The organism is Flavobacterium arsenatis (genome assembly GCF_031456785.1).
GTDB lineage: Bacteria > Bacteroidota > Bacteroidia > Flavobacteriales > Flavobacteriaceae > Flavobacterium > Flavobacterium arsenatis.
On the sequence record NZ_JAVDVI010000004.1, the window covers coordinates 188,509 to 212,412 of the forward strand.

A 23,904-nucleotide genomic window follows, 5' to 3' on the forward strand; every position below is an offset into this window, starting at 1 on the left:
ATGTTTATCTGTTGATGTAAACCCAACCGGTGAAAGAAGCTCCATTTTCGGTTGTGATGCTGTAGAAATAAGTTCCCACTGGCAATTCTTTACCTCCACTTGATTGTCCGAACCATTGGTTGGTATAATTTCCTTTGAAACTAAATACCTCTGTTCCATAGCGGTTGAAGATTATGATGTTTCTAACGTTCAAATCAGTCAAGTCGAAATTCTGGTTGAATTCGTCGCCGTTTGGAGAAATTCCTCTTGGGATTTCCCTACATCCGATGCTGTTCACCGTGTATGGTGTTTCGATTGAACAATCTCCGGCATCAACCGTTACAGTAAATGTGATTGGGAAAACGGCATTTGAATTTCCGTTTGCATATTCCGTTACATTGAAAGTATCCGAATTGGTTCCAACAACAGCTCCTGAAGCATCTTTCCATGTATAATCAACATTCGACGGATTGAACGAACCGTCAACCGGAGTGGCAATCAACAAATATTGGCTGTTATCGCATCCGCCATTTACGGCAACACTTAAATCTCCAAAAATTGTAATCGTAAACGTATCAGAATCTCCAACCGTACAAGTATCCTCATCCGATTCTACTTCATACGTAATTACATAAACTCCTGCCTCACTCGCCTGAATGTCGATGGCTCCAGTTGTAGCATTAATCACCAAACCGTTAGTTGAAGTGAATGTCCCACCAAGTGTAAAGTCGGTTGCTAGAGTTGGCAAATCGGTTGTGCTTCCTGAACAATAGGTTGCATCATAAGTGAATGATGTTACGGCATTTATTCCGTCAATCAAGTTGATTTCTGCTGAAAAAACAGCTCCATCCGTACACGTTGCAACATCTTCATTCAACGTATAAACGATGTCGTGAGTTCCTTCTGTAGCCGAAGTCAAATCAACAGCTCCAGTTGTTGGATTAACCGTCAAGGTTGTAGAACTGAACGTTCCTCCTTGTGTAAATCCAGTCGCTAAAACCGGAAGTGGACTTGTTGTTGCATTTACGCAAGCATCTTCATAAGAGAAAGAAACTGTTGGTGTTGCCAAAGCGTTCATGGTTACTGAAACCGTAGTGGTTCCGGCATCCACACATCCGTTTGACGGAACATCATAGGTTACTGAATGAACTCCTGCAGGACTGTTTTCCAAATCAATTTCTCCTGTTGAAGCGTCGATGATCAATCCTGTTGAAGAACTGAACGAACCTCCCGTGTAGAAATCAGCTGGCAAAGTTGGCAACGGATTGTTATCTGCTAGACAATATGAAGGATTGAAAGTAAATCCAGTTACTGGTGTCACCAAAGCCTCAATTACAACTTGGAACATTTCTGAATCAGCCAACTGACAATCAGCTACTGATGAAGCAATTGTGTAAACCACATCATGAGTTCCTGCTGTTGTAGTAGCCATATCGATTTCACCCGTTGTAGCATCTACCGTCAAGGTTGTTGAACTGAATGTTCCTCCTGATGTGAAGTTGGTAACTAAAGTTGGTGTCAAATTAGCATTGTTCGTACAAACTGGAGTTGGATAAGTAAACCCAACTACTGGTGCAACGGCAGAATTGATTATGATTGTAACCGAACTGTCATCTGCTAAAGTACATTCGTTTTGCAACACGCTGTAGGTTACTTCATACGTTCCAGCCGTGCTTGTTGATAAATCGATTGCTCCTGTTGTAGCATCGATAGATAAACCTGTTGTTGGTAGTACTGTAAAAGTTCCGCCCGTTGCAAAACCATCATTTAATGTGATAACTGGATTTGTTCCGATTGCACAATATTGAGGAGCATCATAAGCAAAACCAACTTCCGGCATTTCTGTATCATTGATGATTACCGATAAAGCCACTCTTGGTCCTTCGCAACCTTCGGCATTTACATTGGCAACATAATAGATTGTTGTTCCCAAAACATTTGTAGCTGGAGTTGGAGCCGTTGTAGTTCCAGTTCCGCCAATTTCATCCGTAAACCATTTCAAAGTATGATTTTCTGATGGTGTAGCCGTTAATGGCTGGGCCGTTGCATTCAAGCAATATTCAACCGGAGTGATAACCGTTGGTACATCGGAAATTCCTTCATAGGTTACAGTAACCGTTCTATCGCAATAACGTGTAATCCAATGATAAGTATAAACTCCTGGTGTATTAAATCCAGAAATGGTAGCCGTTTTAGTGGTTGCATTTGCAATCAAGGTCGTTGCCGGATTGGCTTCATCAGCCGACCAAGTTCCGATTCCTTCTGCTTCAAGCACAACTTCTGTTTCCTGACAAGCCAAGGTTTGAGGAACAGTTTTGATGTCGATGTTTGGAGTGAAATTGGCCACATCCAAAAGACTTCCTATTTTATTTTCTTTGGTTCTAAATATGAATCGTGTTTTAGTTTGGCCAGCTGGAACAACATATTCTCCTGTTTTCAAGGTCCATTGTAATCCTACAGCTGCCTCTTCGGTAACCAAAGTGAATGGTCCTGTTGGAGGTCCAGCATACAACTGAATGCTATTGCCTTCTGAACGTGTTGCGTGAGCAAAACTATAATTCATTACGGTAATTTCAGAAGTATCAAATTCTTGATAAATTCCTTTGATGTTCGGGTCGTTTGCATCCCAATCTTCTTCTGGGTCTGATAGCAATTGGATACATTGTCCACCAGAATAAGGAGCAAAATTGATGGCAGTCAAAGCTTCTGAAAAGAAGATTGCATCCCAAGTATCAAGGTTTACTCTCCAACCTGGAACTACAAATTCGGTTCCGATGGTTGTAATTCCGGTAACGTGTTGCATCGGAGGTGTTTCGAAATCATAATTCACGGCATTTACCTTACAGAAATCCAATGGTGTTTTGATACAAACATTGAACTTTCTGGTATTGGTTGTTGGGGCATTTAGCATCAAGCGTATTTTATAGGTACCGCCAACCACCAATTCTGAAGTGTACATTGCCACAATAGAATTGTTGTTGCTACATGCTTTTTCCACAAGACCATCTTCGGTAACTTGATACAACGTCATTGTCATATCCGGATAAGGTTCATCTCCAGAAGAAATATAGAAGTTTCCTGTAAATCCGTTGGCTTCAATGATGTGGATTTTTGCCGTTGCATCAAATTCAAACCAAATGTCGCCATTGTTAGTTCCTGCACAAGTCAGCGGATCTGTTGAAGCAGATGCACCGTTGAAGGTTACATCACTAGCCGATACACTACAAGTTTCATCTCCATTTACTGCTAATTTTAAAGCTGTTGAAGCATCGTCGTTTCTTACGAATACTTTTGGCCCTGACCAGAAGCTTTTGTTATCTTCTCCACAAATTGCACGAACAAAATATTCATAAGTGGTAGTTGTAGCGTCATTAAAATCAGCTTCGGTTGGTGTATAAGTTGGCGTGTTTACAATAGTTCCTGATTGTGGAAGTGTATTGTTTCCAACAGGCTGTACAAAAACTTCCCATTGTGTTTCCGTTCCACCAGGTGTCCAAGTGAAAGCCGTTGTTGGGCTAGATGCCAAATTTGTTGGTTGAGGACAAACAATCGTTCCGCAAGTCGCAATTCCTGTAAAGAATGTTGACCTTGGAGCCGGAAGTAATCCTAAATCGGTTGTAGAAACTACTTCTCCAGCTGTATTTTTAACTGTTACTGTCGCTCCTGGAAATTGACCTGGAGCCGTTCCGATAGAATCCCAAAACAATGAAAACTCAACACCCGTACAAAGGAAAAGTGTAAAATCTAGTGGTTCAGGAATTTCGTTCCAAGCTACCGATGGAAAATCTAGCGTTTGGATAACATAGCCATTTTGAATAACATCGATTCCTCCTCCAATTCCTGAAGTTGGACCTCCACTCAAAGTGATAGTATATTGGCATAGATTTTCGAAACTACATTTTGTGATCACTTCAATCGGACCAACCCATTCACTTTGCAAGGTTTCGTTACAGATAGCTCTTACATACACTTCATATTTTGTCGCAGGGTCTAAGTTTGTAACCGTAAACGGATTTGTAGTTGCCGTATAAAGATATTCTGGCAAAGTAGCACCTGTTGGAGCCGGAGTTCCATAAGGCTGTACCGAAAGTTCCCAAGATGTTTCTGTTCCGTTTGCCTCCCAAGCCACTTGGAAAGTGGTATCGGTTATATTGGCTACAATCGGATTTGAGATTGAAGCACAAGGCGGAATATCTTCGATAATTACATTATCTATAAATAATAATTGACCTCTATATCCCATCCAGCTTGGTTCCATTTCTGGAATATGCCATCCGATGTTGATGTTACCCGTTATGCCTTCAGGCAAATTGATAATCATCTCCTTGTATTCAATATTGTTGATGAGCACTGTTTCTACTTCTGAATCGTATAAAGTAGTCGTAAAATCAGCTACATCAATTCCTGTTGTAGAAAGGTGAATTCTTAAATCTTCGGTAAAATCACTGTGATACACTTTATAATAGAAACGTAATCTTTGATTTGCCGTAACGTTGATGGTTGGCGAAATCAACCAGTCGTCGTTTGCACCGTTGCTTCCTGTAAACATTCCGGCCATTTGGTCGCCTTCATACGGATTAACGGTTACTTGCAAACTCCAGATGTTTCCGTCACTGTTTTCATTCAAGATTCTCCAGCAATCTTCTGAAGTAGAATCGGTGTTGAATGTTTCCAGGAAAGGCGTATTGAAAGCTGTACAAAGTGTTCTGAAAACAAAAGGACCCACCCATTCGCTGTTTTCACCTGTACAATTTGCTCTTACATAAAATTCATAAACCGTATTTGGATCTAAAGTATTTGGTGTATAATTGTTTGCTGTTACTGGAGTTCCCGAAACAGTTGGCGTTCCCAAACCTGCTTCCTGAACCACAACATTCCAAGCTTCTTCCTGATAACCTGCTGTCCAAGATAACAATGCTTGGTTTTGCATGATACTTGTTGCACTCAAATCAGATGGTTTCGGACAAGGTGGAGCATCTTCAATAATCACATTATCTATTTGCAGGATAGAACTTCCTCCTGCCAAATCATAAGCTGGTGGCACTCTGAAAGCGATGTAAGTTATACCTGTTCCTTCAAAATAAAGAGTTTTTTGAAGAAAATCAGTGTTTGTAAACTCCATCAATGGACCTAAAACTGTGAAGCTTTCAGGATTTGTATCGGTCGTAGAAATCAAAACTTCAACCCCAAATCTAGACGTTGGAGCAAAGATTGAAAAAGCCGCTCTATAATCAAATTTCAATGCTTTTGTTCCAACAGCATTTATGGCTGGCGAAATCAAATAATCATTAAATTCTGTTGTTGGATTGAACCAAGATGTACTTGGCTGGATGGATGGATATTGTGGGTTCATCATCCAAGTTGCACCATCTTCATTTGCATTGTTGATGGACCAGCAGAATTTTTTAGTATCGGCATCAGCATCATTAAATCCTTCATAGAAAGGAGTGTCAAATGAAATACATTGTGTTGTGAAATAATAGGGCCCAACCCAGTTGCTTTGTTCAACATCATTACAATAGGCTCTTACATAATATTCATATCGTGTTGCTGGTTCTACCGTTGCAATGTATGGGTTTGAATCTACAAGTATTCCATCGCCGGTTGGAAGTCCTGTATTCAAAGGTTGAATGGCAACTTGCCATTGTGTTTCAGATTCTCCAATTGTCCAAGATAATTCTGCAGTTGTAGTCGTTACATTTTCTGCAATTGGAGCAATCGGGTCTGGACAAGCTGGTTTGTCTTCGATAAATACATTTGTGATAGAAATTCTACTGGCTTCCTGTCCTGAACCAAGAGGTGAAACAATCCATGCAATGTTTACTGTTCCTGTAATGGTTTCAGGAATATTATAAATCACTTCCTGCCAAGCTTCGTTTGAAATTACGGTTTCCGGTAACAAGGTATAAGTAAAGTTTTCTGCTCCAATTCCTGTAGTAGAAATTTTGATACTGTAGCTTGAGCTTCCTCCCCAACCTACTTGATGGGAATATCTTAAACGCTTTTGGGTTCCATTAAAATTAATCTGTGGAGAAACCAAATAATCGTGGTTGTTGTTTTGATTGGTATTGGTATTTAAAGTTGCATAACCTAAATAACCCTCTTCCCAACCTGCTTGATACGACCATTTTACACCATCAGCATTCAAATCCATTGAAGTCCAACATGGTTCTGGATTTTGTGCAGATGTATCCACAAAATCAGTAGTGTAAGGTGTATCAAAAATAGCACACTGTGTCGTGAAAGCATACGGCATGCTCCATTCTCCCGGAGTTCCATCACAAACCGATCTTACATACAATTCATAAGCATTTCCTGCTGAAAGACCTGTATTGATTACATTATCAACGTTTGTATTGGTTGGTGTTCCTGCTGTTGGAATTCCAGAACCTGCAGTTTGAACAGCATATTCCCAAGAATCTGCAATATTTACTGGATTGTTCCAAGAAAAAGAAACGCTGTCTTGAACCAAATCCTTATACGTAAAAACCGAAGGAGCCGGACAAGTCGAGAACGACAAATCAAATTCAAAACAGATGCTTGTATCGAGCCCTGCAAAAGAAGTAGAAATCACGATAACATATTCTATTCCTGCAACAACAGGGAAATTTTCGATGTATTTAGGTTGATCGGTTTGTGTGGTATTCAAACCTGCCAAACATTCAACTCCAACATTGGTACAACTGTCATAAACAAAAACGCCTGTAATAGCATTTCCCCAACATTCAGTTCCAGATGTCCAAGGAAGTGTCATTTGACTGATGTTGATAACTCCCGTTTGTGTAGGTGTATAGGAAAGAAAAATTTTGTTTCCTTCCAAATAATTTTCGGTTATGGCTGGCGACAAGCAACTTGTTCCTTGATTGGCATAAATTACCGTATCTGCATTAGGGAAATCCTTTAAATTAGCGTCAAGCGAATAAGAAACTCCAGAAGAAGCTGTAATAACAATTGGCGTTTCGCAAGACAAACCATAAATGGCAGTCTTGAAGCTGAAAGGTCCTGCCCAAGCACTTGCTGTTTCGGCATCACAAATCGTTCTGATGTAAACATCATAAAAACTATCACCATCTAAATTTTCAGCTTCATAGGAATTTGCAACAGTTATTCCTGAAGTTGCCGGAATTTCTCCTTGCGGAACTACTTGTATTTGAAAATTAGTAGCTTCTGGATGTGTCCAGGATAAATCAGCCGTTGTTGGCGTTATATTTTCTACTGTGAAATTGGCCTCAACCACTTTCAAGCACGATTCTATGATTCTAACATTGTCAATAAACCAGGCATCGCCACTTGCAACTGCTCCAGTTTGCGTATTAACCGCTACAAAAGCAATATAAATTTCTAATCCAGGAGGAATAGTCGATGGAAGGCTAACGATTTTTTCTTCGTATAGATTATCGGCTCCTGTGTTTAAAGAAGCACCGTCCCATTCCTGAAGGACAACCGAAAAACCATTGATGTCGGGCTGACTCGCTGTTGACAATCGAATTTGGTATTTAATACCTGGATTCGCATCATCTGTTAGCCTTTTGGTATAAAATCGAATTTCTCCGTTTACTGGAACTTGAACCAATGGCGTGACCAAGAAATATTGTGCCGTATTACCAGCTCCAATATTCTCTGCCGATGGATCAATAAAAGCGGCATCACTGCCAAGGTATCCATCGTTGGAAATCGTCCAAGGTAGTGTTCCTACATTATTATTGAAAATGGTCCAGTTTGCTGGAATACCACTTTCAAAATTCTGTGTGGCCAACTGTCCATAACTGGAAATGTATGCCAACAAAAATAAGAGTGGTAGAAATACCTTTTTCCCTATGTGGTTTTCTCGGGAAAAATTGCTAACATCTAAATTGGATTTAGAGAAATTAGCGAGTAATAAAATCCGATTTATTACCGTGGTTAATTGTAATTTTTCTTGCATAGTGATTACATCATTTTGATTAGTTTCGCCATAAAAATAGAGATACAAAATGAGTAATTTTTTAATATGCCTTTGCTATTTACCGAAATTTGAAAGCCTAAAACAATACTTAAAATACTGTTAACAAAAGAGTTGCCTCCTAGAAATTGAAATATAAAATTAAATTAAATTTCGCTTTGTTTTTTGCAAATCATCAATCAAATCTTGGAGTTTAAGGTTTGATTTTTGCGTTTTCTTGTAGTAAAAAATAAAAATAATAACAACCGTAATAGTTATTAAAATCGATGTTAAAATTCCGTAATTGTAATTTGGAATAACTTCTTGCAATTTTGCATTTTGAACCGCCATGGTTTTATCGAGTGAATCACTGATGGATTTACGTTCGGATTCCTTGACTTCCAACTGCGTTTTCAGAAAATCCAAATGATAGATTCGATATTTTTCCCATTCATTTATGGCCAGATAATTTTCGGATAATCCTTTATAAATTCCTTGATTTAAAATCAAATCGCCAACACTTTTGGAAAGCACCAAAGCCTCTTCCAAAACCTTGATTGCTTCGTTGTATTTTCCTTCCAACGTATAAACTTCTGCCAAACCTTTCAACGAAAAACCTTCAAGGCTCTTTGCATTGATTTGATTTGCAATTGCAATAGATTTTGTAAAACTGTTTTTAGCAGCTTCATTATTTGCCATCAAAATATAGCAATTACCTATATTGTAATGAGTTATACTTAAATTAGCGTTTATAAGCGAACCTTCAATTCCAGCATATTCCTTGATTCCCTTTTCAAAAAAGTTGATGGCAATGTCGCAATTCAGTTGCTCTTTGTAAATGAATCCCCGGATCACATAGTTGTTTCCCAAAAGAAATTGAACCGAATCCCTTACCGGGTAGGCCAGGCTCAATGCCTCCGACTCGTCCAGAAAAGCAATCGCCTTGTCGTAAATCTTCAATTGTTGGTATTGGGCCGCCAATTTATACAGTATCCTTATTTTCAATAAATCATCATTCAGCTGACTCAAAAGCTGGTTGGCTTTCAGGACGTATTTTAGTGATTTCTGATAATCTCTTTTTGAGGAATATCCGTCGGAAACCAGCATCAATCCTCTGATTTTAGTCTTGGTATCGTTTTTTGGATCCGCTGCAATCGATTTGCCTATTGCAATTGCCTTGTCTGGATTTTCATAAATTTTCAAGGTACTTGCTCGAATCAGACTGTCGAGTTTCGCTTGGCCTTGGGCATAAGTAGGGCTAATGAAGCAAAAATTTGCAACAATTATAAAAAATAAGATTGTATTTAGCAACTTACACCTCATACTGTTTCCTTATCGTTTTGTGCTGTTTCCTCCTTCAAAAGCTCAATGAAAGTCACAGGTGCAATTCCTGTTATCGATTTAAAAACAGTGGCAAAACTACTGTGTGATGAAAAGCCACTCTTTTCAGCCAAATAACTGATCTTATAATGCATATAATTGGGATCCGTCTTTAGCTTTTGGATGATAAAATTGATACGAAGCTTGTTGATATAGGTATTAAAATTATCCTGATAATGTTTGTTGATTATTTCCGAAAGGTATTTCGTATTCGTATCAAATTGTCCCGCCAACACTGCCAAGGACATCTCGTTGCTGGTGAATTTTGTTGAAGCTTCAAATCGTTTCAGCTTGGCCAGAATAGCCTGCTCGGTTTCAAGCGGAATACTAATTTTCTTGTTGGGTTCTTTTATTTCGGGAGTTGTTTTGGCAAAAATATTTCTACTTATTTCCAAATAGTTGATGATTTCCTTCAAGCGTTTTTTCTTCCATCTTACTTTGATCCAAAGCAACAAGCAAATTAAAATGATAATAATGGAACTTGCCAATACTACATAAAAATAAACGGAATGCTCCTTTTTTTCATCCTCAAAATAAAGTTCTTGTTCCTGGCTAATCAAATTGAAGGCATTGTTCACCGATTCTTGTTCGGCTTGTTCCAGTGTATTGTTTAGCCTCAAAAATTCATTGCTGTACAATTGATAATTGACCTTGTTGTTCAATGCTAAATAATTGACCGCCAATTGCCTGTTGATTGATTTTAATAAAGGCGTATTGCTAATTTTTTTTGCTTCTTCCAATGCTTTCAAAAGAAGTACAATCGATTCCTGATGCTCTTTTTTCTGAAAATACAATCTGCCTAATTCATTATAAACAATGGCTTTCTCAAAAACATTTGGATATTTCCTGTTTTGCGAAAATTGAATTGCTCGGTTAAAGTAAATGGTTGCCGAGTCAAGTTCCGAAAGACTACTGAAAATCCGTGCCTTTACAATAATGTGATTTTGGTTGATTTCTGGATTTTCAAATGAAAAATCTTTAAACAACATCTCATTTTTTTGAAGCAAGTCTTGTGCTTTATGGCTTCTTCGTCTTTCGAGATGCATTTCAACTTTATTCAAAATAAAATTTGCTTTAAACGCTTTATTGTTTTTAGAACTTAATTTTTGAGTAAGTTTTTCAGCATCAAGCCCATATTTTTCCGATTGAGAATCGAGATACAAATCCCTCAAAAGTGCCGATTTTAAAAGCAAAATCTTTATTTGCAAGGTATGATCAATGGTTTCAAAATGTTTTCCAGCTTCAAAAACCGACGTGATGGCGTTGTTGTAATTTCCTTTCACCACATAACTTTCTGCAACCAGTAAATGCAAAGACGCTTTTTCGGTACCAATAGCACTTATTTTCAAGAGATGTTCCGCTATTTTCAATGCTTCATCTGGATTTGAATAAACCAGCTGATTTGCCTTTTCCAACAATTCTTCATTTTGCGGAAAAGATTGGGCAATAGAAACCGTTCCGCAAATACAAAAAAGTAAAGCAGCTAAAACAAATCGAAAATCAAAAATACAGGATCGTATTTTCATTTAATTATTCTGATGTTTATGAGACAGAATACAAATATATCGTTTTTGATTGTTTATCTAAACGATAGCTTGATTTTATTGAGAATGGATGCTTTTTTTGCATAAAAAAACCCATACAACTGTATGGGTTTCTGAACTTTATAAAGATGCTTGTTAGAAAACAAAAATCGCTCGCTCTCCCATCATTTCATTCACTTCATCAGCAACTTGCTCAATAATTTCTTCGTTTGTATGATTCATTAAAACCCTATCAATCATATCTACAATCGTTTCCATATCCGATTCTACCAAACCACGTGTTGTAATTGCTGGAGTTCCAATACGGATTCCAGAAGTTACAAACGGTGATTTGTCATCAAAAGGAACCATGTTTTTGTTTACTGTAATTTCAGCCTTCACCAATGCGTTTTCAGCTTCCTTACCTGTAATGTTTTTATTTCTCAGATCGATAAGCATCATGTGGTTGTCCGTTCCTCCAGAAATAAGGTCGTACCCTCTTTTCACGAAAGCTTCTGCCATTGCCTTTGCATTTTTTTGCACTTGAAGTGAATACGTGAAAAATTCATCTTTCAAAGCTTCACCAAAAGCAACTGCTTTAGCAGCAATGATGTGCATCAAAGGACCACCTTGGTTTCCAGGAAAAACAGATAAATCCAATAAAGAAGACATCATTCTGATTTCACCTTTTGGAGTAGTCAATCCCCACGGATTTTCAAAATCTTTCCCCATCAAGATCATTCCGCCCCTTGGTCCTCTCAAAGTCTTGTGAGTGGTCGTTGTAACGATATGACAATGCGGAATTGGATCGTTCATCAATCCTTTTGCAATCAAACCTGCTGGATGCGAAATATCAGCCAATAAAAGGGCTCCAACACTATCGGCAATTTTACGGAAACGCTCAAAATCCATATCACGGCAATAAGCTGATGCTCCAGCAATGATCATTTTTGGCTGTTCCTTGGTTGCAATTTCTTGGATTTTATCATAATCGAATTGTCCTGTTTCTTTTTCAACTCCGTAAAAAACCGGAGTATATAGTTTTCCTGAAAAATTCACTGGAGAACCGTGTGTCAAGTGTCCACCGTGTGATAAATCAAAACCTAAAATCTTATCGCCAGGTTTCAAACATGCTGCATAAACAGCAGTATTGGCTTGAGAACCTGAATGTGGTTGAACGTTTGCATATTCGGCTCCAAACAATTCTTTTGCTCTGTCGATGGCAATCTGCTCTACAACATCTACCACTTCGCAACCTCCGTAGTATCTTTTGCCTGGATAACCTTCGGCATATTTGTTTGTTAGGCAAGAACCTGCAGCTTCCATAACCTGATCGCTTACAAAATTCTCTGAAGCAATTAGCTCCAATCCGTGTATCTGTCTGTCTTGTTCTTCAAGAATAAGGTCGAAAATTTGTTTGTCGTGTTGCATTTGATAATATTTCGTTAAAAACTTCGCAAAAATACGAAAAGCGTTTGTTAAATTGACATATAATTATATATTTGATAACTCAATTTTCAACAAACTAACTAACATACAAAATGCCCATTACAGCAAATAATCCCAATAGAAAATCTTGGCTGGAAGTACCAACTGACAGCGATTTCCCTATTCAAAATATTCCTTTCGGTGTTTTTCTAACCAAAGATGATGTCATTACAATTGGTACGCGAATTGGCGACAATGCCATTGATTTAGGAGCTTTACAGCAACTCAATTATTTCGACGGAATCGATTTGACGGATGATATGTTTATGCAAGACACGCTGAACGACTTTATTTCTGACGGAAAAAAAACGTGGCGATTGGTGAGAAACCGAATTGCAGAACTTTTTGATGCAGAAAATCCTGACTTGAGGGACAACCAAAATCATAGAGACATTATTGTTTTTAAAATAGAAGAAGTAGAAATGCAATTGCCTGTCCTAATTGGTGATTACACTGATTTTTACTCAAGTAAGGAACACGCTACAAACGTTGGAAAAATGTTCCGCGATCCAGAGAATGCCTTGTTGCCAAACTGGTTGCATATTCCAGTTGGATATCACGGAAGAAGTTCTTCGATAGTTCCCTCTGGAATTCCGGTTCACCGACCAATGGGACAAACTTTGCCAAATGGCGAAACCACTCCTGTTTTTGGACCTTCAAGATTGATTGATTTTGAATTGGAAACGGCTTTCATTACGACAGATGCAAACGTTATGGGCGAAAATATTCCGGTTCACGAAGCCGAAGATTATATTTTCGGTATGGTTTTATTGAACGACTGGAGTGCAAGAGACATCCAAAAATGGGAATATGTACCACTTGGACCATTTTTGGCTAAGAATTTCGCCTCATCGATTTCGCCTTGGATTGTAACGATGGATGCCTTGGAACCGTTTAGAGTGAAAGGGCCGAAGCAAGACCCAACGCCACTTCCCTATTTGCAACAAAAAGGAAAAAATGCATTTGATATTCATTTAGAAGTTTCAATTGAGCCGGAAAATGGACAAGAAACCATTGTGAGTAAATCAAATTTCAAGTATATGTATTGGTCAATGAGCCAACAATTGGCACACCATACTTCTAACGGATGTCGCGTAAATTCTGGTGACATGATGGGCTCTGGAACCATTTCTGGACCAACTCCTGATAGTTTTGGTTCGATGCTTGAATTGACTTGGGGTGGAAAAAATCCAATAAAAATGAAAGACGGAACCGAACGTAAATTCATCAATGATGGTGATTCTGTTAGGATGAAAGGCTATTGCCAAAACTCTGATGTAAGAATTGGTTTTGGTGAAGTTTGCAGTAAATTGCTTCCTCCTTTTACACGAAAATAATTTTTATTTTAAATATAAATCAAGCCTGATTGTTGAAAAAACGGTCAGGCTTTTTTTATGGCACTATTGTTGAATTCGCTCCCGAAAGCCCTAGCCCGGATAAAAGTGGAAATCCTTTTATTTTTTTTCTTTAAAAAAATAAAAGATTGAAACGGATAGCCGGAAATAGCTCCTTAAAAAAATTATATTTGCTAAAATTTACCAAAAATGAAAAAAACTACCCTACTCTTATTTTTGCTATCAATCTTTGCTGGTTGTGGTGTGAAACAAACCCAGAATTATGTTAGTTCTGGAGATTATGATGCTGCAATTGACAAAGCGGTTTCAGGTTTGCGAAATAACAAGGACAAAAAAGGCAAACAGGATTATGTTTATTTGCTGGAAGAAGCTTTTGCAAAGGCAAAGGACCGTGATTTGAGAAACATCACGATGTTGGTTAAAGATGCAAATCCGAGAAATTTTGAGCAGGTGTTCAATACGTATGTCCAATTGAACAACCGTCAGGAAAAAATCCGTCCGCTACTTCCGTTGAAACTTTTAAAGGAAGGCCGAAATGCAAATTTCCCTTTTGATGATTATGCCGACCAGATTATCGACAGTAAAAACGCCTTGTCCCGACATTTGTATGACAATGCAAAAGGTCTTTTGGGTACTAAAGACAAAGTAAATTACCGTCGTGCTTATGACGATTTGGTGTATCTGGACCAGTTGACGCCTAATTACAAGGATGTCCGAAATTTGATTGAAGATGCAAAATTCAAAGGAACTGATTTTGTGCATGTTTATACAAAAAACGAAACCAAGATCATCATCCCGACTGATTTGCAAACCGCTCTTTTGGATTTCAGTACCTATGGTTTGAATGATAAATGGACGGCTTATCACAGTACAAAACAGAAAAACATTGTTTATGATTATGCAATGCTGGTAAATTTCCGTCAGATTAATATTTCGCCAGAACAAATCAAGGAAAAGGAGTTCGTGAATGAAAAAGAGATTGTAGATGGCAAAAAGAAACTTCTGGATGCAAGAGGAAGAGTCGTAAAAGACAGCCTTGGGAAAGATGTTATGGTAGATAACATCAAAATCGTAAGAATAAAAATCAATGAATTCCGCCAATTCAAGACGGCTCAAGTTGTAGCAAAAGTGGATTATTTAGATTTAAGAACGAATCAACTTATTCAAACGTTCCCGATTTCGAGCGAATTTGTTTTTGAGAATATCTACGCAAAATACAGGGGCGATTTAAGGGCAATTGAGAAAGAATACCAACCTTATTTTAGAAACAGACCTGTTCCTTTTCCTTCTAACGAACAGATGGTTTATGATACAGGCGAAGATTTGAAGGCGAAGTTGAAAAATATCATCGTCAAGAATAAGTTCAGATGATAAATGAGAAATCCGAAGTTTATGGCTTCGGATTTTTTGTTTTGCCACAGATTTCACAGATTTAAACAGATTTTAAAATCCTCTTAATCTTTTAATCTGTGGCAAAAATATTATACAACAAATCTTTTTAAAGCAGAAGCTTCAATACTATCATGCGAAGTATCATAAACAGCAACTCCATTTTTTATTACAATTATTTGAGGCGATTGATGCTGGACTCCAAATCGTTGAGCAATTTCATTCGAAATCTCACGATAATTTAATAAATCTAAAAAATAAGGTTTTACTTTTCCTACCAAATCAAATTCATTCTCAAATTGCTTCAATGCGAATCTACTGATACTGCATCTTGTACTGTGTTTGAAAATCAATACGGGATTTTCAGCTGATTCTTCCACTATTTGATTCAATTGTTTCACATCATTTAAAGTATTCCAATCCATTTTTGATGAAGCCGAATCTTTATTGGAATCATTGCCGAAGATATTAAATAGACTCATTTTGTCTTATTTTAGGACATTTTGTCTTACACAATCCTATGTTTGCAGACATTTTGTCGGTTTTTACTTATTGGAATGTGTTTTGAAATCCCTTTATCAAATTTAGAGAAACCAAATCTGTAAACTGTTAAACTTAAAATAAAAATATGAACCTAAATAATTTCACAATCAAATCACAGGAAGCCTTACAGCAAGCCCAATTGCTTGCCCAAAGCTTCGGCCAACAGCAAATTGAAAACGAACATTTGCTGAAAGCCATCTTTGAGGTCGACGAAAATGTCGCTCCTTATTTATTGAAGAAACTCAATGTTAATGTCGAATTGTTCCAACAAATCTTGGACAGTATCATTCAGGGTTTTCCAAAAGTTTCGGGTGGAACCCTTACGCTTTCGCGTGATGCAAATTCAGCCTTGAACGAAGCCGAAATAATCGCCAAGAAAATGAATGATGAATTTGTTTCGATTGAACATCTCATTCTTGCTGTTTTCGGTTCACGAAGCAAAATTGCACAAGTTTTAAAAGACCAAGGTGTTACCGAAAAAGGCCTAAAATCAGCCATTGAAGAACTGCGAAAAGGCGAAAGAGTAACCTCTAAATCGGCTGAGGAAAATTATAATTCCTTGAACAAATATGCCAAAAACCTGAACGAACTTGCCCGAAACGGAAAACTAGACCCTGTAATTGGTCGAGATGAGGAAATTCGTCGTGTTTTGCAAATCCTAACCCGAAGAACCAAAAACAATCCAATGTTGGTTGGTGAACCTGGAGTTGGAAAAACCGCAATTGCCGAAGGTTTGGCCCATAGAATTGTAGATGGTGATGTTCCTGATAATTTGAAGGATAAAATTGTTTATTCTTTGGATATGGGAGCCTTGATTGCTGGTGCAAAATACAAAGGAGAATTTGAGGAACGTTTAAAATCTGTCGTAAAAGAAGTAACTTCTGCCGAAGGCGATATCGTTTTGTTTATTGATGAAATCCACACGCTTGTTGGTGCTGGTGGTGGCGAAGGAGCAATGGATGCTGCAAACATTCTTAAACCGGCTTTGGCTCGTGGAGAACTTCGAGCAATTGGAGCCACAACGCTTGACGAATACCAAAAATATTTCGAAAAAGATAAAGCACTTGAAAGACGTTTTCAAAAGGTAATTGTGGATGAACCCGATACTGAAAGTGCCATTTCAATTCTTCGTGGAATCAAGGAAAAATATGAGACGCATCATAAAGTGCGAATCAAAGATGATGCAATTATTGCCGCTGTTGAATTGTCGCAACGCTACATCACTAGCCGATTTCTTCCAGACAAAGCCATCGATTTGATGGACGAAGCCGCTTCGAAATTAAGAATGGAAATCAATTCTAAGCCAGAAGAATTAGATGTCTTGGATAGAAAAATAATGCAGTTGGAAATTGAAATTGAAGCCATCAAAAGAGAAAATGACGAAAGCAAACTGAAAATTCTCGGGATTGATTTGGCGAATATGAAGGAAGACCGAAATGAAATCTACGCCAAATGGAAATCCGAAAAAGATGTTGTAGATAACATCCAAACCATTAAAACGGACATTGAAAACCTAAAATTTGAAGCCGAACGTGCCGAACGTGATGGCGATTATGGAAAGGTAGCCGAAATCCGTTATGGAAAAATTAAGGAAGCCCAGGAAAAACTGGATGCATTTCAAAAGCAATTGCTGGAGAACCAAAGCGGAAATTCTCTTATAAAAGAAGAAGTAACCCGCGAAGATATTGCCGAAGTTGTAGCCAAATGGACAGGAATTCCGGTAATGAAAATGCTTCAAGGTGAAAGGGAAAAATTGTTGAAATTGGAAGATGAATTGCACCATCGTGTTGTGGGCCAGGAAGAAGCCATTCAAGCAATCAGTGATGCCGTGAGAAGAAGCCGTGCTGGTTTGCAGGACATGAAAAAACCTGTCGGAACGTTTCTTTTCCTTGGAACTACTGGAGTTGGAAAGACCGAATTGGCGAAGGCCCTTGCTGAATATCTGTTTGACGATGAAAACGCTATGACCCGAATTGACATGAGTGAATACCAAGAACGACATAGCGTAAGCCGTTTGGTTGGTGCTCCTCCTGGATACGTAGGTTATGACGAAGGCGGACAATTGACCGAAGCCGTGAGAAGAAAACCCTATTCGGTGATTTTATTGGATGAAATTGAAAAAGCACATCCGGATACGTTTAATATCCTGTTGCAAGTTCTAGACGAAGGAAGATTGACGGACAACAAAGGTCGATTGGCTGATTTCAAGAACACGATTATCATCATGACTTCAAATATGGGAAGTCAGATCATTCAGGAGAAATTTGAAAATCTCAAGGGAGGAATTGAAGCCGCAACGGAAGCTGCAAAAACTGAAGTTCTGGGATTATTGAAACAAACCGTTCGTCCTGAATTTATCAATCGTATTGATGAAATTGTAATGTTCACGCCACTTTCTACCGATAATATCCGTCAGATTGTTGGTTTGCAGTTGAAATCGGTGAGCAAAATGCTGTTGCAACAAGGCATCACGATGGATGCCACTCCAGAAGCTATAGATTATTTGGCGGATAAAGGGTATGACTCGCAATTTGGTGCACGACCAGTAAAACGTGTAATCCAAAGGGAGGTCTTGAATCAATTATCGAAAGAGATATTAAGCGGAAGCATCAAAACAGACAGTATTATTTTGATTGATGCATTTGATGGAAAATTGGTTTTCAGGAACCAGTAAAAATAAGTTTTGATGGTTGGTTTTTAGTTTGAACCGAAGATGAAAGTCTTCGGTTTTTTTTTAATATTTATAGGCTCACTTTGCCACAGATTCACAGATTATAAAAACCATTAATTGTTTTCAATAGTTATTATAGCAAATCACTCAAATTATAAATCATTACTTTTTATAACAATTCAGTGAATCTGTAGCTAAATAAAGAACTTGAATTGAATTAAATTCCTTTCAGTACTTCAATTAAAGCATCAATATCTTCGGTTGTATTGAAATGGCTGAAGGAAATTCGCAAGGATGGTTTTTTAATATCATCTTCGTTTAGAATTTCGGCTAAAACGTGAGAAGGTTTCAAACTTCCTGATTGGCAAGCACTTCCACGAGAAACCGCAATTCCTTTCATATCCAAATTAAACAAAATCATAGAGGTTTTAGCTTCCGAAAACGGCAAGCAAACATTCAAAATATTATAAAAGGTTTCGTCTTGATTTCCGTTGATTTTTATACCTTCAAAACTACTATTCAATTGATTGATGGTATATTTTTTTAGATTTGAAATATGATTTTTTTCTTCTTCTAATAATAAATAGGATAGCTCCAATGCTTTTGTCATTCCAACGATATTGTGAACCGATTCGGTTCCAGGACGAAGCCCTTTTTCTTGTTCGCCTCCAAAAAATAGCGGATTCAGAAGAAGTCCTTTTCTAATGAATGCAAAACCTGCACCTTTTGGTCCGTGGAATTTATGGGCACTTGCCACTAGAAAATCTACTGGAATTTGTTGCAAATCGAAAGTGATTTTCCCGATGGATTGCACGGTGTCTGAATGAAAATAGGCTTGGTATTGTTTGCAGATTTTCCCGATTTCTTCCAAATCTAAAACTGTTCCGATTTCGTTGTTGACATGCATCAGGGAAACAAGAGTTGGGATGTTTTCCGAAAGCAATTCTACCAAATGATTGATGTCTATGCTTCCGTTGGGCTTTATTTTTACGTAATCTACATTTATGGGGTGCTTTGATTCTAGAACTTGAACTGCATGCAAAACGGCGTGATGCTCAATTTTTGAGGTGATTATTCTTTGTACTTTTAAATCTTCGACGGCACTTTTTAGAATCCAGTTGTTGGCTTCGGTGGCTCCTGATGTGAAAATAATTTCTTGGGAAGTTGCATTAAGCGTCTTTGCGATTGTTTTTCGGGAAAGTTCCAATATACTTTTTGAACTTCGACCAAAACTGTGGGTCGAGGATGGATTTCCGTAATCCTCTGTCATAACTTTGACCATTTCGTTGATGACTTCTGGTCGGATTTGAGTGGTGGCGGCGTTGTCTAGATATACTTTTTTCATGGTTGCAAATTTATGTTTTTTTTGGTTTTGTATTTTCTTATGAATTGTTAAGTTCGAATTAAAAATTAAAAATTGGGAATTAAATCCTCAAATCTTATAGGACATGGAGGGAAAAATGGATTAAAAAATGTCCGAAGTTTTTATTCTAGCCCTGACTGGAGGGATCTCGTCTTTTCGACAAGAGGAAGGAAGGCAGGAATATGGTTTCCAAAATGCCTTAAAGCTTCGCTCCAAAAAATTGAACAGAAAAAATCTTAACATAATTTTTGGTATAAATGAGGCTTTTTCTTTGAATTTTCATCAGCCTTTAGTACCTTACACCCCTCAAAATTTATGAACCTTACACATTTTAGAAAATGTTAGAAGAAAAGAATGATAACCTGCAGGATGCAGATGGAAAGTTAGAAACGGTTTCGCAAGAGGTGGAACAAACAGAAAATGAAGCAGTTGAAACTTCAAATGAAACTGTTGAAGCAGAACAAGAAATTGTTTCTGAAGAAACAGCTCCTGAAGCTGAAGCTTTGAACGAAGTGGCACTTTCGGATGAAGAAGTAGCTGACGACACAATTGTTGTTGAAGAACCAATAGCTTCTGGAAATGAGGCAGTTGATGCTATTTCCAACTCAAATGCCGAGGAAAGTGAAGATGAAACTTTGGCTGGAAGGCATGAAATCCCGATGTTGGAATATGAGTCGCTTTCGATGGAAACCCTTGTAGACGAACTGGAAAAACTGGTTGCGGTTGAGAAAGTAATGTCGGTTAAAGACCATATTGAGGAAATTAAAAAAGAATTCCTTTCTAAATACAACCATTTTATAGAGGAAAAGAAACAGGAATTTGATGCTGAAAATCCAGATACTTTGGAGGAATTCCACTATCATTTGCCTTTGAAATCTAAATTTGATGCCTTATACAATCAATTTAGAGACAAGAGAAATATACATTTCAAGAAATTGCAGAATGATTTGCAAGGCAATCTTGAAACGCGTTTGGCGATTGTAGAGGAGTTGAAAAACTTGATCAATCCGCAAGAAAACATAAAAGATACGTTGAAGCACTTTAATGAATTGAGAGACCGTTGGAAAAATGCGGGTCCGATTCCTAAAGACAAATACAACCACGTTTGGAACAATTATCATTTCCATGTGGAGAATTTCTATGATTACCTGCATTTAGACCGTGAAGCTCGTGATATTGATTTCAAGCACAACTTGGAGTTGAAGACGAAAATCATCGCCCGTGTTGAGGAATTGGTTGAGGAAGCCGATATCAACAAGGCGTTTAGAGAATTGCAAGATCTGCATAAGATTTGGAAGGAAGATATAGGACCGGTTTCGAGAGAACACCGTGAGGAAATCTGGAACAGATTTTCGGCATTGACCAAACAAATGCACGACAAACGAGAAGTTTTGTTTGAAGCACAAAGAGGAAAGGAAACGGAGAATTTGGCAAAGAAAAAAGAAATCATTGCCCAAATCCAGATGTTGGCCCAAGAGAAAGTGAATGCTCATGCTTTATGGCAAGGTCAGGTGGAAAAAGTAGAAGCTTTAAGAAGCGAATTCTTCAATGCAGGGAAAGTTCCTGCTGATGTAAACGAGGAAACTTGGTCGGCTTTCAAGGATGCTGTTCGTGATTTTAACGTGTTGAAAAACTCATTCTACAAGGACATCAAGAAAGACCAACAGGACAACTTGAACAAGAAGAATGCCTTGTTGGCGAAAGCGATCGCTTTGCAGGAAAGTGAAGATTTTAGTGCTACAACGCCAATAATGAAGCAAATTCAGGAAGAGTGGAAAACGATTGGCCACGTTCCTAGAAAATATTCTGATAAAATCTGGAAAGAATTTAAAGATGCTTGCAACCATTATTTTGAAAAATTGAAAGCTCAGAAAAATGAAGTAAACGAGGAAGAAGTTGAAGCATTTGATAAGAAAAAAGAATACTTGGAAGTTTTGAGAACGTTTGAATTAACCGGAGATCATAAAACCGACCTCGATGCCATAAAAGCTCACATCGAAACTTGGAAAGGTTTTGGACGAGTGCCACAAACGAGAAGACACATTGAAGGAAAATTCAATAAGGTATTGGATGTTTTGTTTGAAAAATTAAGCTTGAGCAAAAAAGATACCGATATGATGCGTTTCTCGAATAGAGTGGAGCAACTTTCAGGTTCTGATGATTCAAGAAAACTGGAAAATGAGAAAATCTTCATTATGAGAAAGATTGATGAAGTGCAACAAGAGATTTTTCAATTGGAGAACAACATTCAGTTTTTCACGAATACCAAGAATGCGAAGAAAGAAAATTCTATTGTTTTAGAAGTTCGTAAGAACATTGCAAAACATAAAGAAAGTTTGGAAACTTGGAAAGAGAAGTTGAAACAGTTGAGAGAGATCAAGGAATAGTTTTTATTTATTTCTAAAAATAGTAAGCCTGCAAATTAATTTTTGCAGGCTTTTTTTTTGAGCAAAACAGAAAATCACATACTTCGGCATATAATATATTAGGACAGAAAGTATTTGAAAATACAATCAATTCCAGTCCAACCCAAGTTGATATGTCAAGCTTGGCTACAGGAAGCTATCTTGTGAAGGCAACTTCAGATAACCAGACAAAAACAATCAAAGTTATCAAAGAATAAAACTTTTAAATAAAGTTATTAAAGCCCTCGAAAGAAATTTTCGGAGGCTTTTTTATGATTAAATCTAATTAGAAATACTAACTGCCTTTTTCAAATAGTCAGTCTTGTCAATTTGTTCTAACATAAAACTGGCTACATCTTCTCTTGATATTTTTAACGTTAGGTCGTTATATTTTCCATCAAAACCAATTTTATAATTGTTTGTAATCGTTCCATCAGTAAGAGCACTCGGCCGAACAATGGTATAATTCAAACTACAATTAAACAGATGATCTTCCTGCAATTGATGATCTTTAAATGCTTTTTTGAGGAAGAAACCAAACATAATATATTTCCACACAAAATTGAGATTACCTTGGCTGGAACCTAAACCAAGTGTTGTTTGGCAAACTAGTCTTTTGATACCCAATTTATTCGCCGCATTAATAATATTCTTTGTTCCCTCGGCCCTCACCTTTCCTGCTCTACCGTCGCCAATAGCACATAAAACTACCTCTTGATTTTGCATTGCTGCTTCAACATTTTTTGGGTTAAGAACATCTCCCTCAAAAACATTTAAATTAGGATGACTCAAATGAGCTATTTTTTTGGGATCTCGGACAAAAGCTTTAACTTGATATCCATTTACTAAAGCTTGTTTTACAATTTCTTTGCCTACGCTTCCCGTAGCTCCAAACACAATTATTTTCATTGTATAAATATTTAAAGTTATACAGCAAAGTTGAAAAAGATGGAAAGGAGAAAATAGGAAAAAAACGACACTTTGTGAATTTATTAAATAGTGAATGTTTTTGGAGTTTTTCCCGTAAAAGCCTTAAAGACTTTTATAAAATGTGATTGGTCAGAAAAACCATTTTCATAAACGATATCGGTAAGCTTTGTAAAATCCTTAACCGCTAGTTGTTGCAATGAAGATTGAAACTGGATAATTTTCGCAAACTGCTTAGGAGAAAGTCCAACTTCATTTAAAAATCTACGTTCTAATGTTCGGCTGTTGATTCGAAGTTCATCAGCAATAAACAGGATATTTTCCTGACCTTTTGAAGCAATAATCCTCTCTATCACCTGCTTAATCTTTAAATCGATATTTTGTTTTTTTACTTCAAAAAATTGGTAGAGCAGTGAAGTAATTCCTTCAACTTTTTCTGCAACATCCTTATAAAGAAGCATTCTATCTGTAAGAACACTAATCTCAAACTCTTTAACACCTTGCAAATCATAGCAATTATCAGTAATGGTTTGAGGTAATATATTGAAGAAACTTTTCAATACAAACGGATACAATTGAAAGATAATAATCTCATAAGCTCCCGAAATTTCTAGTTCAATAGGTTTAACCGTTTGTCCGTATAAAAACAAAATAGGCATCATCTTTTGATGCGGATTAACAATCAATCCATTGTCAGTCTTATTAAACATCAAGCCAGGATAGCCATCTGCAAAAAAAGGAAGACTGGTTTGAATATTTTTATCTGCACTTTCAAAGATCAAAATATTTTTCACAAAAAGCGAAATGGATGGATGGGGTTCTATACTTTGAAAGTTCATTTTGTATTCCTATTCTATTATGTGCTTAATTTAATACTAAAATATTTGAGCAATTGTCTTAAAATATAAAACACTTCTAATAAGTTGATTTTAATGACATGAATAAAGGTATTGAATAAAT

Annotated in this window: 13 protein-coding genes; 5 read left to right on the forward strand and 8 right to left on the reverse strand. The window is 37.3% G+C overall.

What is annotated here, in order from left to right:
- Nucleotides 1–4: 4 nt before the first annotated feature.
- From J2X31_RS06245 to glyA, 4 genes are all read right to left on the reverse strand, one after another.
- The gene (locus tag J2X31_RS06245) at nucleotides 5–7,903 is read right to left on the reverse strand and encodes a choice-of-anchor J domain-containing protein (protein WP_310025315.1); all 7,899 of its coding nucleotides are present in this window, start codon (nucleotides 7,901–7,903) and stop codon (nucleotides 5–7) included.
- 159 nt (nucleotides 7,904–8,062) lie between these two features.
- Nucleotides 8,063–9,211 carry a tetratricopeptide repeat protein gene (locus J2X31_RS06250; protein ID WP_310025318.1) on the reverse strand — a complete coding sequence of 383 codons (1,149 nt, stop codon included), beginning with the start codon at nucleotides 9,209–9,211 and terminating at the stop codon, nucleotides 8,063–8,065.
- 8 nt (nucleotides 9,212–9,219) lie between these two features.
- Nucleotides 9,220–10,806 carry a helix-turn-helix domain-containing protein gene (locus J2X31_RS06255; RefSeq protein WP_310025321.1) on the reverse strand — a complete coding sequence of 529 codons (1,587 nt, stop codon included), beginning with the start codon at nucleotides 10,804–10,806 and terminating at the stop codon, nucleotides 9,220–9,222.
- A 153-nt stretch (nucleotides 10,807–10,959) separates the two neighbouring features.
- A complete protein-coding gene (gene glyA, locus J2X31_RS06260; RefSeq protein ID WP_310025324.1) occupies nucleotides 10,960–12,234 on the reverse strand; it encodes a serine hydroxymethyltransferase in 1,275 nt (424 codons plus the stop codon).
- Nucleotides 12,235–12,344: 110 nt separating this feature from the next.
- On the opposite strand from glyA, the gene fahA reads away from it, so the two are divergent.
- Complete coding sequence (fahA, locus tag J2X31_RS06265; protein ID WP_310025326.1) at nucleotides 12,345–13,628, forward strand: fumarylacetoacetase; 1,284 nt, start codon at nucleotides 12,345–12,347, stop codon at nucleotides 13,626–13,628.
- A gap of 207 nt (nucleotides 13,629–13,835) precedes the next feature.
- Complete coding sequence (locus J2X31_RS06270) at nucleotides 13,836–15,017, forward strand: hypothetical protein (RefSeq protein ID WP_310025328.1); 1,182 nt, start codon at nucleotides 13,836–13,838, stop codon at nucleotides 15,015–15,017.
- A 110-nt stretch (nucleotides 15,018–15,127) separates the two neighbouring features.
- On the opposite strand, the gene ytxJ is transcribed toward J2X31_RS06270, so the two are convergent.
- A complete protein-coding gene (gene ytxJ, locus J2X31_RS06275; RefSeq protein ID WP_310025330.1) occupies nucleotides 15,128–15,517 on the reverse strand; it encodes a bacillithiol system redox-active protein YtxJ in 390 nt (129 codons plus the stop codon).
- Between the two features lie 146 nt (nucleotides 15,518–15,663).
- On the opposite strand from ytxJ, the gene clpB reads away from it, so the two are divergent.
- Nucleotides 15,664–18,252: an ATP-dependent chaperone ClpB gene (gene clpB / locus J2X31_RS06280; RefSeq protein ID WP_310025332.1), complete on the forward strand. Its 2,589-nt coding sequence runs from the start codon at nucleotides 15,664–15,666 to the stop codon at nucleotides 18,250–18,252.
- A gap of 214 nt (nucleotides 18,253–18,466) precedes the next feature.
- Here the strand turns inward: clpB and J2X31_RS06285 are convergent, their stop codons facing one another.
- Nucleotides 18,467–19,594, reverse strand: coding sequence for a cysteine desulfurase family protein (locus tag J2X31_RS06285; protein WP_310025333.1), 1,128 nt, complete (start codon nucleotides 19,592–19,594; stop codon nucleotides 18,467–18,469).
- Nucleotides 19,595–19,950: 356 nt separating this feature from the next.
- Here J2X31_RS06285 and J2X31_RS06290 point away from each other — a divergent pair, with 356 nt between their 5' ends.
- Nucleotides 19,951–21,999 (forward strand): DUF349 domain-containing protein, encoded by a 2,049-nt coding sequence (locus tag J2X31_RS06290; RefSeq protein WP_310025335.1) that lies wholly within the window; start codon nucleotides 19,951–19,953, stop codon nucleotides 21,997–21,999.
- Nucleotides 22,000–22,037: 38 nt separating this feature from the next.
- On the forward strand, nucleotides 22,038–22,235 hold the full coding sequence (locus J2X31_RS18215; RefSeq protein ID WP_374725213.1) for a T9SS type A sorting domain-containing protein: 198 nt from the start codon (nucleotides 22,038–22,040) through the stop codon (nucleotides 22,233–22,235).
- A 64-nt stretch (nucleotides 22,236–22,299) separates the two neighbouring features.
- Here the strand turns inward: J2X31_RS18215 and J2X31_RS06295 are convergent, their stop codons facing one another.
- Complete coding sequence (locus J2X31_RS06295; protein ID WP_310025337.1) at nucleotides 22,300–22,926, reverse strand: NAD(P)-dependent oxidoreductase; 627 nt, start codon at nucleotides 22,924–22,926, stop codon at nucleotides 22,300–22,302.
- Nucleotides 22,927–23,009: 83 nt separating this feature from the next.
- Nucleotides 23,010–23,783: a helix-turn-helix domain-containing protein gene (locus J2X31_RS06300; RefSeq protein ID WP_310025338.1), complete on the reverse strand. Its 774-nt coding sequence runs from the start codon at nucleotides 23,781–23,783 to the stop codon at nucleotides 23,010–23,012.
- Between the last annotated feature and the right edge of the window lie 121 nt (nucleotides 23,784–23,904).